We start from the raw sequence: 13,738 nt of genomic DNA on the forward strand, positions 1-13,738 counted from the left end.
TTATTCTCATCAGTCCGATTTGACGAAGAGCCGTTTTATAGGAAAAATAGCAGTGGACACCAAAAAAACTCCTCTATCTCTCGATGAAGGAGTTTCTTTAATATATGCCGGCTAAAGGACTTGAACCCTCGACCCTCTGATTACAAATCAGATGCTCTACCAACTGAGCTAAGCCGGCGTATATATTTATTCAAAAAATGAATATGACCCGTGTAGGAATCGAACCTACGACCCACTGATTAAAAGTCAGTTGCTCTACCGACTGAGCTAACGAGTCATGGTGGAGAATGAGGGGTTCGAACCCCCGACATCCTGCTTGTAAGGCAGACGCTCTCCCAGCTGAGCTAATTCTCCATAAATTGTTGTTTTGTTATCTATCAAAGACAACTACTAAATAATACCATCAGATTTAAACACTGTCAATACAATTTCTATAAAAATTTATTTTTTGTCGTATTTTTAGAAAAAATACGTATATAAATTGTAAGGAGGTTTAAAATGATATTGTTCATCTATTATACCATTTTATTGGTCCTTTTTGCTAGCCTTGCTTCATTTTTTATGGTGGTCGGATCAAGAACTGTCTATCAACAATCATTTACACTCGGGCGGTCTAAATGTGACCATTGCCAAGTAGCTATTTCACCAATCGCTTTGATCCCTTTATTAGGTTATATCATCATAGGTGGTAAATGCACACATTGCAAACAACCAATCCCATTCGCTTATCCCTTATGTGAAGGTTACTTTGCCATATCTTCATTACTACTCTTTCGCGGTCATTCTAATATAAACAGTATTTATATTTTTATAGCCTTCATTATTCTGCTCATGATGACAAGCACTGACCTAGCACTACAAATCATACCGGATCGTTTCCAGATTATTTTATGCATCTTAGTCATTATTTATCATTATCAAAATATGCATTTAGAGATTCTAACACATAGCATTTTCGCCTTATTAATATTCACCACGCTCATTACGTGTAATTACCTCCTTCCTCAAGGTATAGGAGGTGGAGATATTAAGACACTCACAATCCTTGCCTTATTTCATGGTCCACTATCATTTCCGTATTTACTCATGTGTGCATGCGGTTTGGCCATTTGTCATATCTTTTACTTAAAACTAAAGTATAATAACCTTCCTAGTGGTCTTCCTTTCCTACCTTATTTATTTTTTGCCTATCCCATCATTTTCTATATACTGTAGATAACAAACTTTAGCATATGAGGGTGATGTCATGCAGATTCAACATACTTTTATTCAAGGGAAATTTGATCAACCAGCTTTATGTGAGGATGCACTATTTATCAATGATCACTTCATCGCTGTCATTGATGGCGTAACCTCCAAAACAAATTTCACATATAAAGGAATGAAAACTGGAAAAATAGCTTCTAATATTATCAAGGATCTATTCGCTACGCTAGATCGTGAAACATCTATCGAAGACATCATTAAAGATGTAAATCAAGCATTTGAAAATGAATTTTATGCACATGTGGATTTCCCACTAAATCGAATTGAACATGGTCCACAAGCTACCATGGTCTTATATTCAGATTTCTACAAACAAATTTATTTAATTGGCGACTGCCAAGCTCGCGTCAATGACCAACTATATACCCAACCTAAGGTCTCTGACGATATTTTGAGTAACTTCCGTTCCCTTATCCTACATATACACCCAAATCATCACCGAGAAGCTCGAGAAGCCATTATGCCATACTTAATTTCGGCTAATACTTTCGCTAACAGGAATGATACCCGTTTTGGCTATTCTATTCTAAATGGCCAAGAAATCCCCTTCGATTTAATCACAGTAATTCCCGTTCAAACTGGGGATAACATTATTTTAACCTCGGATGGTTACCCTGAAATCTTGCCAACCTTTGAAGAAACAGAAGATTATTTACAGGAAATCATTCAACAGGATCCCGACTTAATAGACCAGTTTATTTCTTCTAAAGGTGTTAATCCTGGTCAAATTAGCTTCGATGACCGCGCATATGTTGAATTTATTGTTGAATAATCAGTAATATTTTCATTTACGATAGAACAAAACCCCAGACTCAACATAAGTCTGGGGTTCTTTCTCGTCTGAATATTCGGATGTGATCAGTTTAATAGAAAATTAGTTTTCTTGAATTCTTGAGTAGTCAATTGGCGTAATTTCAGTATCTACGTCTGCTTCTTCTCCGTAGATTAATTGTTGTGTATCACCAATTTTTTTCGGTTCCATATCACGGTAGCGAGACATACCTGTACCTGCAGGGATGATCTTACCGATAATAACATTTTCTTTTAATCCAAGTAAGTGGTCTTCTTTACCACGAATTGCTGCGTCAGTTAAGACTTTAGTTGTTTCTTGGAATGAAGCTGCAGATAGGAAACTGTTTGTTTCTAAGGCAGCTTTAGTAATACCTAATAATACTGGGCGAGCAGTTGCAGGTAGTTCACCTGAACGGATTGCTTCAGCGTTGGCATCTGTAAAGTCGGCTGTATCCATTAATTTACCTGGTAACAAGTCTGTTGAACCTGGGTCAAGAACACGTACTTTACGTAACATTTGACGAACCATAACTTCCACGTGTTTATCGTTGATGTCTACCCCTTGAGAGCGGTATACACGTTGAACTTCATCTAACATGTACGTTTCAACAGTTAGTGTGTTCGTTACACGTAGTAAATCTTTAGGATCGATTGAACCTTCTGTCAATTGTTGACCACGATAAACAGTATCGCCCTCAGCTACACTCATACGCGCTGTGTAAGGCACTTTATACTCACGAGAGTCCGTCATACCCTTAACAAATACTGTTTTCGTACGGCTTGCTTCATCTTCTTCAATTGCTTCAATTTCACCAGCAACTTCTGTAATGACCGCACGACCTTTTGGATGACGTGCTTCAACAATCTCTTGAATACGAGGTAAACCTTGAGTGATATCATCACCGGCAACTCCACCAGTATGGAACGTACGCATTGTTAACTGTGTACCTGGTTCACCAATAGATTGCGCTGCAATTGTTCCGACTGCTTCCCCTACTTCTACCTCTTGGTTAGTAGATAGGTCGCGTCCATAACAATGTTTACATACACCATGGCGAGTATTACATGTAAACGCTGAACGAATTGTTACTTGCTCAACACCAGCTTCAACGATACGACGAGCAGTTTGTTCATCAACTAATTCGTTGTGGTGTGCAATAATTTCGCCTGTTTCTGGATGACGTACTTCTTTTTGTAAGTAACGACCAGTCACACGTTCTTCAAGTGATTCAATTACTTCGTTACCATTCTTAATTGCTTCAATCGCTAAACCACGGTCAGTACCACAATCTGCTTCACGAATGATGACATCTTGTGCAACGTCTACAAGACGACGAGTCAAGTAACCTGAGTCGGCTGTCTTAAGGGCCGTATCGGTCATACCTTTACGAGCACCGTGAGTTGAGATAAACATTTCTTGCACGGTTAGACCTTCACGGAAGTTAGACAAGATAGGTAACTCAATGATCTTACCATTAGGTCCGGCCATCAAACCACGCATACCCGCAAGTTGCGTAAAGTTAGAGATGTTACCACGAGCACCTGAATCGGACATGATGAAGAATGGGTTATCTTGATCAAGTGATTGCATTAAGGCTACTTGGATGTCATCTTTTACTTTATTCCAAGTATCGATAACTTGATCATAACGTTCGTCATCTGTAATCAAACCACGACGATATTGTTTTGTAATCTTGTCTACTCGGTCATGTCCTTTTTGGATTATTTCCGCTTTAGATTCAAGGTTTGTAATATCTGCCACTCCTACAGTAATACCAGAACGTGTAGAGAATTTGAAACCTAAATCTTTCATTTTATCTAAGATAATTGAAGTTTCAGTAATCTTAGATACTTTAAATACTTGTGCGATGATACGTGCTAAGTATTTTTTCTTGAATGGTGAAACCATATCTTGACGACTGATAAACTCTTTCACATCTGTACCTGGTTCCATAATAAACTTATCTGATAGAGATGATTCTAAGTTTTCAGTTGTTGGTTCATTAATGTATGGGAACTCTTCTGGCATAATTTCGTTAAAGAATAATTTACCAATTGTTGTCACCATCAATTTACCTTTTTGGTTTTCAGTCCAAGGTTTTTTAGGTAAAGCATCTGTTGGGAAAGCAACACGTGTATGTAATTGTACATAACCGTTAGTATAAGCAATATGTGCTTCATTAATTGAAGATATTAACATACCTTCACCTATTACTTCAGGTTCTTCCATTGTAAGGTAGTAGTTACCTAAAACCATATCTTGAGATGGTGTAACAACCGGTTGTCCATCTTTAGGGTTCAAAATATGCGTAGCAGCTAGCATTAATAAGCGTGCTTCTGCTTGCGCTTCTTCACCTAACGGTAAATGGACGGCCATTTGGTCACCATCGAAGTCGGCATTATAAGCTTCACACACAAGTGGGTGAAGACGAATCGCTTTACCTTCAACCAATACTGGCTCAAAGGCTTGGATACCTAAACGGTGTAAGGTAGGTGCACGGTTTAATAGAACTGGGTGTTCACGAATAATTTCACCTAAAACGTCCCATACATCTTCATCCTGGTGCTCAATCTTACGTTTAGCATGTTTCACATTAATCGCCATATCACGGGCTACCAATTCACGCATTAAGAATGGTTTGAATAATTCAAGGGCCATTTCTTTTGGTAAACCAGCTTGATACATCTTCAATGATGGACCCACAACAATTACAGAACGACCAGAGTAGTCTACACGTTTACCAAGTAAGTTTTGACGGAAACGTCCTTGTTTACCTTTAAGCATGTGTGACAATGATTTCAACGGACGATTACCTGGACCAGTAACTGGACGGCCACGGCGACCGTTATCAAATAAGGCATCCACTGCTTCTTGTAACATACGTTTTTCGTTTTGCACGATAATATTTGGTGCATTTAAGTCTAATAGACGTTTCAAACGGTTGTTACGATTAATTACACGGCGGTATAAATCATTCAAGTCAGAAGTAGCGAAACGGCCACCATCTAACTGAACCATCGGACGTAGTTCTGGTGGGATAACTGGAATAACATCCATAACCATCCAAGATGGGTCGTTACCAGATTTACGGAAAGCATCTAAAACGTCTAAACGACGGATTGCACGTGTACGCTTTTGACCTTTGGCTGTTTTCAATTCTTCTTTTAATTCAGCAACTTCGCTATCAATTTGAACTTGTGATAACAAGGTCTTGATTGCATCAGCACCCATTGCTGCTTTGAAGCCTTCACCATACTCACGTTTATTATCGCGGTATTCTTTTTCAGATAGCAATTGTTTGTAATCTAATGGTGTATCACCTGCATCAGTTACAACATATGAAGCAAAGTAAATTACTTCTTCAAGAGAACGTGGGCTCATGTCTAACATCAAGCCCATACGAGATGGGATACCTTTGAAGTACCAAATATGTGTTACAGGTGTTGCTAATTCAATGTGACCCATACGTTCACGACGTACTTTAGAACGTGTAACTTCAACGCCACAACGGTCACAAACAACACCAGCATAGCGAACACCCTTGTATTTACCACAAGAACATTCCCAATCTTTAGAAGGTCCAAAAATTCTTTCATCGAATAGACCTTCTTTTTCTGATTTAAGTGTACGGTAGTTGATGGTTTCGGGTTTCTTAACCTCACCATAAGACCAAGATCTGATCTTATCTGGTGAAGCCAACCCGATACGCATGCTTTCAAATCTATTTACATCTACCAAGGGGCCAACCTCCCTTATCTAATTCGCCCAAACTATTCATTTACTTGTTTTTGTGCAGTAATTTCACTTACTTGTGATTCAACAGTTGCATCTGCACCAACTGTGTTCTCTGTGTTTTCTTGATCTTTTTTAGGGAATCCTGGTGTTATTTCATCCATGTCACGTAAATCTACTGCTTTCTTATCAGAGTCTAGTACTTCAATGTCTAGACCTAATGATTGCAATTCTTTAACCAATACACGGAATGATTCTGGTACACCTGGTTTTGGAATTGGTTCACCTTTAACGATAGCTTCGTATGTTTGTACACGTCCTACAACGTCATCTGACTTGTAAGTCAGAATTTCTTGTAATGTATATGCCGCACCGTATGCTTCTAGTGCCCAAACCTCCATCTCACCAAATCTTTGACCACCGAATTGAGCTTTACCACCCAATGGTTGTTGTGTAACAAGTGAATAAGGTCCTGTAGAACGTGCATGTAATTTGTCGTCGACCATATGAGACAGTTTTAAGTAGTACATAACCCCTACAGAAACACGGTTGTCGAACGGTTCACCTGTACGACCATCATAAAGAACAGTTTTAGCATCACTTGCCATACCCGCTTCTTTGATTGTTTCCCATACGTCTTCTTCGTTTGCACCATCAAATACTGGTGTTGCAATATGAATGCCCATTTCACGAGCTGCCATACCTAAGTGCAATTCTAATACTTGTCCGATATTCATACGAGAAGGTACCCCTAGAGGGTTTAACATAATATCAACTGGTGTACCGTCAGGCATGTAAGGCATGTCTTCTTGAGGTAAGATACGAGACACAACCCCTTTGTTACCATGACGTCCAGCCATTTTATCCCCAACTTGAATCTTACGTTTTTGGATAATATATACACGAACTAACATAGAAACACCTGGTGATAATTCGTCGCCGTTTTCACGGTAGAAGACTTTCACATCGTTAACGATACCACCACCACCGTGCGGTACGCGTAATGATGTATCTCGAACTTCACGTGCTTTTTCACCGAAAATCGCGTGTAATAAGTGCTCTTCTGCTGATAATTCAGTTACACCTTTAGGCGTTACTTTACCAACTAAGATATCTCCATCTTTAACTTCTGCCCCGATACGGATGATTCCACGTTCATCAAGATTACGCAATGCGTCTTCACCAACGTTAGGAATCTCACGAGTAATTTCTTCAGGTCCTAATTTAGTATCTCGCGCTTCGGATTCTAATTCATCAATATGAATAGAAGTGTAGACATCGTCTTTAACTAAACGCTCAGACATGATAACCGCATCCTCATAGTTATAACCATCCCAAGTCATGAAGGCGATTAGCGGGTTTTGACCTAAAGCCATTTCCCCTTTCTCCATTGAAGGACCGTTTGCTAGGATTTCTCCCGCAGTTACGTTTTCTCCAAGAATCACGTTAGGTGTTTGGTTATATGATGCTGAGGCATTTGAACGGTGGTATTTGATTAATGGGTACTTGTCTAAAGCACCATCTTCACGACGTACACGGATTTCACGTGCATCAACGTATTCTACAACACCATCGTACTCAGCAACGACTGCAGCGCCTGAGTCAGCTGCTGCTTTATGTTCCATACCAGTACCAACTAGTGGTGCATGTGGTTGTAACAATGGTACAGCTTGACGTTGCATGTTAGCACCCATTAAGGCACGGTTAGAGTCATCGTTTTCCAAGAAAGGAATGGATGCTGTTGCAACAGACACTACTTGCTTAGGTGAAACGTCCATGTAATCTACACGCTCAGGTTTCACTTCGATATTCTCTTCAACATAACGCGCCATTACCACGTCTTCAGCAAATGAACCGTCTTCGTTCAAGATAGAGTTCCCTTGAGCGATAACAAAATTATCTTCTTCATCAGCTGTTAAGTAGTCGATACGGTCTGTTACTTTATGTGTATTCCAATCTACACGGCGATATGGTGTTTCAATAAAACCAAATTCATTAATTTTCGCATATGATGCCAAGTTGTTGATCAACCCGATATTTGGTCCCTCAGGTGTTTCAATCGGACACATACGGCCATAGTGAGAGTAGTGAACGTCACGAACTTCATATCCAGCACGGTCACGTGTCAAACCACCAGGTCCTAAGGCTGATAGACGACGTTTGTGTGTCAACTCACCTAATGGGTTTGTTTGGTCCATGAATTGCGACAATTGAGAAGAGCCAAAGAATTCTTTAATTGATGCTACAACAGGACGAATGTTGATTAATTGTTGTGGTGTTACTTTTTCAATATCTTGAATAGACATACGTTCACGAACCACACGTTCCATACGAGATAAACCGATACGGAATTGGTTTTGTAACAATTCACCAACTGAACGGATACGACGGTTACCTAAGTGGTCGATGTCATCCGTCTTACCAATACCTTCATATAAACCTAAGAAGTAGTTTAATGAAGCCAATACATCAGCAATCGTTAAAGCGCGAGCTTCTTTACCTGGGCTAGCGTTACCGATGACATTGATGGTACGGTCAGCATCTTTTGGTGCTTGGATTTTAATGATTTGTACGTCTACAGGTTCTGTCAGTACAGCATCATCATTTGGATACAACGTCGTCACATTTAAACCATTGTCAAAATATGGTGCTAATTTGTCCATTACCTCACGGTTTAATTCAGTACCTTTATCCGCTAAGATTTCACCAGTTTCTGGGTCAACTAAAGTTTCAGCCAAGATTTGGTTGAATAAGCGGTTTTTTATATCTAATTTTTTATTTACTTTATAACGACCAACTGCTGCTAAGTCATAGCGACGTGGGTCAAAGAAACGAGCAGTTAGTAAGTTACGAGAAGATTCTGCTGTCTTTGGTTCACCTGGACGTAGACGTTCGTAAATTTCTTTTAAAGCTTCTTCTGTACGAGAATCAGATAGGTCTTTATGTACATCTTTCTCTAAGGTTAGTTCTAAAGTTTCGCTTTCTCCAAAGATTTCGCGAATTTGGTCATCAGAAGAGAAACCTAAAGCGCGTACCAATACTGACATTGGCACTTTACGTGTACGGTCAATACGTACATATGAGATATTTTTCGCATCTGTTTCCATCTCTAACCATGCACCACGGTTAGGGATTACAGTAGTTCCGAATGATTGTCGTCCATTTTTGTCTAATTTGTCATGATAGTAGACACCTGGAGAACGCACTAATTGAGAAACAATTACACGTTCCGCACCGTTGATGATAAACGTACCACCGTCAGTCATTAGTGGGAAATCACCAAAGAAAACTTCTTGATCCTTGATTTCTCCAGTTTCTTTATTCATTAGACGCAATTTAACATAAATTGGCGCTGAGTAGTTTGTGTCCTGCGCACGTGCTTCAGCTAAGGTATATTTAGCTTCTTTAAATGAATAATCAACAAATTCTAAGGCTAATTTACCAGCATGATCTTCAATAGGAGAAATGTCTTCAAACATTTCTTTCATCCCTTGATCCAAGAACCATTTATATGAGTCCGTTTGGATTTCAATCAAATTTGGCAATTCTAGCACTTCATTAATACGTGAGTAACTGCGGCGAACGCGATGTTTACCGAAATTGACATTATGCCCAGTCATTAAAAGCCACCTCTCCGAAATTTAAACTGTTAGAATTTAATGAGAATTTGGTAAGAAATTACTCATTAAGGCCTTTTTACCCTAAAAATGGGCAAAAAAATAACAAAAGATGATTTGACTTCCCTGCCAGTATCTTTTGTTGTCGCCTAGAAACGCGCCCGGACAATATTTCGGAACGTTCCAATCCAATTAATAATATACAGTCTCTATTATACACCTTTCCCTTAGATTGTCAATCATTTATGTTAGTTAAAGATTCGTTGCCCAGATTTTATAAAAATCAAACTAAAAAACACTATATGTACTATTTTGTACATAATTGTTTCTAAAAGTAAGAAAAAATTGTCAAATATGCAAATTTTAGATTTTTTTCACAATTAGGCGTATAATGAAGCCCGTAAGCAAATGATGCTTACAACAAATATAGTCCTTTGGAGGTAATACGAATGAAATACGTTATAGTAGGAACTTCACATGCAGGTTTCGAAGCTGTACAAACACTATTAAAAGCAGACACAAATGCAGAGATCGTTGTGTTCGAAGCTGGTTCTACCGCTTCATTCTTATCATGTGGTATTCAATCCTATCTAGAAGACATTTCAAAATCTTTAGATGAATTACATTATGCAAATGAAGCATCATACAAAGAACAAGGCGTTGATATCCGCATGAATACAAGTGTGATTGCAATCAACCCTGAGACTAAGGAAATTACAACACGTAACGCTAATGGTGAAGAAGCCACAGAAAGTTACGATAAACTATTGCTTTCTCCAGGTGGCGTACCAGGAACCATCCCTAATGTAGATGACCAACACGAAAACATCTTCTACTTACGTGGTAGAGACTGGGCAGATAAAGTGAAAAAACGTATGGCTTCAGCTAAAAAAGCCGTTGTCGTTGGTGCCGGCTACATCGGTATCGAAGTAGCGACTGCTTATGCACAAGCTGGTATTGATGTTACAGTTGTTGACTTCGTTGATTCAATCTTACCAACTTACCTTGATAGTGAATTCACTGATCTTCTAACAAAACATATGGAAGACAAAGGTATGAAGATTAAAACTGGTGAAGGTGTCAAAGAATTTAAAGTTAACGAAAACAACGAAGTAACTGCTGTTGTTACAGACAAAGGAACTTACGAAGCTGATACAGTTGTGATTAGTGTAGGTGTTAGACCAAACACTAAGTGGTTAGAAAATACGCTAGCACTTGATAGCCGTGGATTCATAGAAGTAAATGACCATATGGAAACATCAGTTAAAGATGTTTATGCTGCTGGGGATGCTACTGCGATTCCTTTCGCACCAACAAACGACAAAGCTTACATTGCTTTAGCAACTAACGCTCGTCGCCAAGGTGTTATCATGGCTCGTCATGCAAGTGGTGATACAGAAGCTAAAATTGGCCGCGTAAACGGTACCTCAGGTCTTGCAGTATTTGACTACAAATTCGCTACTACTGGTATCAAGGACGCTAACGCAAACACTTACCAAGGAAACGTAAAATCTGTATATAAAGAAGACTTAATCCGTCCTTCATTTATGCATGATGAAGAAAAAGTATTAATGAAACTTCATTATGACGCTGATAACGGTCGCATCTTAGGGGCACAGCTAATGTCAACTTACGACATTCTTCAAGCGATTAACGCAGTTTCTGTAGCAATTGAAGCGGAATGGACTGTTGACCAATTAGCACAAGCTGATTTCTTCTTCCAACCAGAATTCAACCGTCCTTGGAACTTCTTAAATGTCTTAGCACAAGAAGCACAAGGTCAACCATACGGTGCAGACACAATGATTTTCTAATCGAACATTTCACTAAAGAGATATAACATCCTTTATAATAAATAAACAGGCAGGTGGATCCAATTAATCTACCTGCCTGTTACTGTTTCTATCCTATTTTATCAAAGTTAAAAGAACATACCTACTATCGCCGCTACAAGTAATGATGATAACGTTGCACCTAGCAATAGTTTACCCAAATAACCACCAACAATTTCTGCCTTTTCTTCACTAATAGCCTTGATACCACCAGTAACAATACCTAAAGTACCCAAGTTAGCAAAGCTCATACAATATACTGAAATCATCGCTAAAGATTTTTCTGAGATAACACCAGTTAAGTTACCTACCTCAGCTAAGGCCACAAACTCATTGGTAAATAGTTTTTGTGCCATTATAGAACCAACTTCTACAATATCTACGCTTGGTACGCCAATAGCAAATGCAATTGGTGAGAAAATGTAGCCAACAATCTCTGTAAATGTAACACCTATTAATGCATCTAGTCCATTATTCAAGAATGTAATAATCGCTACAAACCCTACTAAGGTAGCTGCTACAGCGATTGCTAATCCCCAACCATTAGAAATATAATCACTAATTACAGAAATAAAGTTAGGCTTCATTTCTTTTTCTTCTTCAACCTCTGAAATACTCTCAATCTCAATAGGTTTATTTTCATTCATTTTTTCTTCCATATGTTTATTTTCTATTTCCGTGTCGTACGGATTAATGAAACTAGAAATAATGAATGTTGCAAAAATATTTAGAAATACTGCAACTACAACATATTCACCAGGAATCATCTCCATATATGCAGCCAGGGTAGATGCTGCAACTGTTGAGGTAGAGGTCATTAGAAATGTAAATAATCTCTTCCCACTCATTGCTAAAATCTGGTCTTTAATAGTCATATATGCAGTCGGTTGTCCAATCATTGTAGTCATAATAGAATACTGGCTTTCTAACTCTCCAACACCAGTAATTTTATTAATTGCCCAACCTACCCATTTCATAATAAAAGGTAAGATTTTTAAATAATCTAAAATACCAATTAAAGCAGAGAAGAATACAATTGGTAATAATACGTTAAAGAAGAATACGCTAGCGCCTTCTTCAAACATAATGCCACCAAAAACGAAATTAATGCCTCCTTGTGCTTGTACATTCAACCATGCAAAGGCATTTGAAATTCCTTTCAATAAGGAAATACCAAATGTTGTACGTAAAGATACGAATGCCACAATAAACATCAAAACAAACATTACGCCAATATTTACTAAGCGATTTTTGATTTCTTTTCTATCCCAAGATGCAAAATAAGCAATTGCCAAAATCAATATAACACCAATGATGTTTCTGATAATTCCCATAATTATTCACCCTCAATAATCTCTGTCATTAACCTTCTTACAACTTCTTCATCTAAGGGTAACGGCGTATTTGATGCAAAACGTTCTTTAACAACTTCTGACGAAAGATTAATAAATACTTCTTTATCAATATTGAATTTAGAAATTGGCTGCATTCCTAAAGTTACATCTCTGAAATGAATATAAGCTTTCGACACTAAATCCCCAATTTGATTAGCATCTTCATCACCATTAAATGTTAGTCTCAAAATTTGTCCAATTTCTTTCACTTTCCGAGTTTGGACACCCGAAACATATTTTAATGCCGCAGGCAACGCATAAGCACACATCATACCATGAGGTACATGGAATTCTGCACCGGTAATATGTGCAATTGAATGCCCAATGTGAGTACCCCCATTATTGATAGCCCATCCACCTAAAGCTGCTGCAACTTGCATCTTCGATCTTGCTAATTTATCAGTTGGATTTTCAATAATTTTAGGTAAGTAGTTGACAATGATAAACATTACTTTTTCACAAATCGCATCATTAACTGGTGTTGCTAGTTTGGATGTATAAGCTTCAGCTGCATGTGAAAATGCATCTAGTCCTGTTGCTATCGTTTGACCCAATGGTAGTGTAAGTACCCACTCTGGCGCTAATATCGCCACTTCACTCTTGGCACCATCAGCTAAAATTGTATGTTTTGAATCAGTTTCTGGATCAGTTAAGACCACCGCATTAGACAACTCACTACCTGTTCCAGATGTGGTAGGTACTGAGATTAGCCCTGGGGAATGTTTTACTGCTTTTCCTTCTATATAAGAAATAATTTTTCCACCATTATGTGCTAAGATGTTAATCCCACGAGCAACATCTAATACACTACCGCCACCAATAGCAAAGACTGCATCGCAACTTTCTCCAGCGTAAACTTCGTATCCATTATCAACTGTTGATATAACAGGGTCCGGTTTTACTGAATCAAAAATATAGTATTGCAATCCCGCATCAGTGATTTTGTTCAGAAATGCTTTCATTAAATCAGTTCCCGCCATAAATTCATCGGTAACAATTAACGGCTTTGAATAGCCCCCTTCCTGAAGCACACCAACAGCATCTTCTACAAAGTTGTCTGTAGTTAGAATATTTACACTTTGAATCATTTTATAATTCATATAA

General features: G+C 38.4%; 7 protein-coding genes and 3 tRNA genes. 3 read left to right on the forward strand and 7 right to left on the reverse strand.

What is annotated here, in order from left to right; translation table 11 throughout:
* Positions 1-105 precede the first annotated feature (105 nt).
* From HMPREF3116_RS06175 to HMPREF3116_RS06185, 3 genes are all read right to left on the reverse strand, one after another.
* Positions 106-178, reverse strand: a tRNA-Thr gene (locus tag HMPREF3116_RS06175).
* Positions 179-204: 26 nt separating this feature from the next.
* A tRNA-Lys gene (locus HMPREF3116_RS06180) sits at positions 205-277 on the reverse strand.
* A 1-nt stretch (position 278) separates the two neighbouring features.
* Positions 279-354 (reverse strand) — tRNA-Val (locus HMPREF3116_RS06185).
* A gap of 144 nt (positions 355-498) precedes the next feature.
* Here HMPREF3116_RS06185 and HMPREF3116_RS06190 point away from each other — a divergent pair.
* The gene (locus HMPREF3116_RS06190; protein WP_070468416.1) at positions 499-1,215 is read left to right on the forward strand and encodes a prepilin peptidase; all 717 of its coding nucleotides are present in this window, start codon (positions 499-501) and stop codon (positions 1,213-1,215) included.
* A gap of 31 nt (positions 1,216-1,246) precedes the next feature.
* A complete protein-coding gene (locus HMPREF3116_RS06195) occupies positions 1,247-2,038 on the forward strand; it encodes a hypothetical protein (RefSeq protein WP_070468418.1) in 792 nt (263 codons plus the stop codon).
* A gap of 102 nt (positions 2,039-2,140) precedes the next feature.
* Here HMPREF3116_RS06195 and rpoC read toward each other — a convergent pair whose 3' ends face one another.
* Positions 2,141-5,797 carry a DNA-directed RNA polymerase subunit beta' gene (rpoC, locus tag HMPREF3116_RS06200; RefSeq protein ID WP_070468420.1) on the reverse strand — a complete coding sequence of 1,219 codons (3,657 nt, stop codon included), beginning with the start codon at positions 5,795-5,797 and terminating at the stop codon, positions 2,141-2,143.
* Between the two features lie 32 nt (positions 5,798-5,829).
* Positions 5,830-9,411: a DNA-directed RNA polymerase subunit beta gene (rpoB, locus tag HMPREF3116_RS06205; RefSeq protein WP_070468422.1), complete on the reverse strand. Its 3,582-nt coding sequence runs from the start codon at positions 9,409-9,411 to the stop codon at positions 5,830-5,832.
* Between the two features lie 446 nt (positions 9,412-9,857).
* On the opposite strand from rpoB, the gene HMPREF3116_RS06210 reads away from it, so the two are divergent.
* A complete protein-coding gene (locus HMPREF3116_RS06210; protein WP_070468424.1) occupies positions 9,858-11,222 on the forward strand; it encodes an FAD-dependent oxidoreductase in 1,365 nt (454 codons plus the stop codon).
* 107 nt (positions 11,223-11,329) lie between these two features.
* Here the strand turns inward: HMPREF3116_RS06210 and HMPREF3116_RS06215 are convergent, their stop codons facing one another.
* Both HMPREF3116_RS06215 and HMPREF3116_RS06220 read right to left on the reverse strand, forming a co-directional pair.
* Positions 11,330-12,574, reverse strand: a complete 1,245-nt coding sequence (locus tag HMPREF3116_RS06215; RefSeq protein ID WP_070468426.1) for a NupC/NupG family nucleoside CNT transporter — start codon at positions 12,572-12,574, stop codon at positions 11,330-11,332.
* Between the two features lie 2 nt (positions 12,575-12,576).
* A complete protein-coding gene (locus HMPREF3116_RS06220; RefSeq protein ID WP_070468428.1) occupies positions 12,577-13,734 on the reverse strand; it encodes an iron-containing alcohol dehydrogenase in 1,158 nt (385 codons plus the stop codon).
* Between the last annotated feature and the right edge of the window lie 4 nt (positions 13,735-13,738).

Source organism: Aerococcus sp. HMSC10H05, assembly GCF_001806975.1.
Taxonomy (GTDB): Bacteria; Bacillota; Bacilli; order Lactobacillales; family Aerococcaceae; genus Aerococcus; species Aerococcus viridans_B.

What these genes read in the sequence shown, in the direction of transcription:
- HMPREF3116_RS06215 (WP_070468426.1), bottom strand. Translation starts at nt 12,574, where the DNA reads ATGGGAATTATCAGAAACATCATTGGTGTTATATTGATTTTGGCAATT.
- rpoB (WP_070468422.1), bottom strand. Translation starts at nt 9,411, where the DNA reads ATGACTGGGCATAATGTCAATTTCGGTAAACATCGCGTTCGCCGCAGT.
- HMPREF3116_RS06220 (WP_070468428.1), bottom strand. Translation starts at nt 13,734, where the DNA reads ATGAATTATAAAATGATTCAAAGTGTAAATATTCTAACTACAGACAAC.
- HMPREF3116_RS06210 (WP_070468424.1), top strand. Translation starts at nt 9,858, where the DNA reads ATGAAATACGTTATAGTAGGAACTTCACATGCAGGTTTCGAAGCTGTA.
- HMPREF3116_RS06195 (WP_070468418.1), top strand. Translation starts at nt 1,247, where the DNA reads ATGCAGATTCAACATACTTTTATTCAAGGGAAATTTGATCAACCAGCT.
- HMPREF3116_RS06190 (WP_070468416.1), top strand. Translation starts at nt 499, where the DNA reads ATGATATTGTTCATCTATTATACCATTTTATTGGTCCTTTTTGCTAGC.